Raw genomic sequence first — 773 nt, 5'->3', positions numbered from 1 at the left:
CGGTACGCCCGTCGATCCCCACACCACCTCCGCACCGCAACTGCGGTCGCAGGTGCTGGCGCTGCGGGGCGACGTCGGTGGCCGCGACGGCGAAACACAGCAGGTATGCGTCCGGTCCCACCATGACGAGGTGGGACAGCGACCAGCAGATCCACACCGAGGCGAAGGCGGCGGAGGCGGCGCGCCTGGCGCCGTTCTCGACGTCGCCCTGAAGGACCGAGGGCGCCACGCACAGCAGCACGATGATCGGCGCGAATTGCAGGAGCGAGGGGCGCAGCCACGCCGCGACCGGGTATGCCACGGCCAGGACCACAAGCACGTAGGTGTCGGCCCGGCCCAGCTTGACCAGTCGCGCGTACTCGATCACCGCGACGACCGCCAGCGCCGCGGCCAACCCCGCCGTCGTGCCTTGGCCGGCCCAAACCGGGATCCCGACAGCCGGTGCGATCAGCACCCAGGTGCGCCATTTCTGCACCAGCTCGCGCTTGCGCGAGACCAGGACGGCGGCGCCCGCGACGGCGAGGATCGCCACCGTGACCCACATCAGGAACACAGCCGTCGAGTACATGTGGACGTGCAGCGGACCCACGTCGATGTTGAGCGGCATCCGCCGATCGAGATGAGGAAACCAGCGGTCGAGGAGTGACATGGTGGGCCGCCGGTTCTAAGACGCCAGCGCGAAGCGGTCATCGGCCACGACGTCGCCCCGCAGCGCCAGCACCTGCGACCGCAGTTGCGGTGCGGAGGTGGTGTGGGGATCGACGGGCGTACCG

General features: G+C 70.1%; 1 pseudogene. It reads right to left on the bottom strand.

The features are described from left to right. A pseudogene (locus A9X03_RS19185) lies at window positions 1-649 on the bottom strand (hypothetical protein); the annotation flags it as partial. Window positions 650-773: the final 124 nt, after the last annotated feature.

Origin of the sequence: Mycobacterium sp. E1715 (assembly GCF_001667625.1) — a bacterium.
Taxonomy (GTDB): domain Bacteria; phylum Actinomycetota; class Actinomycetes; order Mycobacteriales; family Mycobacteriaceae; genus Mycobacterium.
The sequence above is the reverse complement of the archived record's forward strand: the minus strand, read 5'-3'. Positions and strand labels throughout refer to the sequence as shown.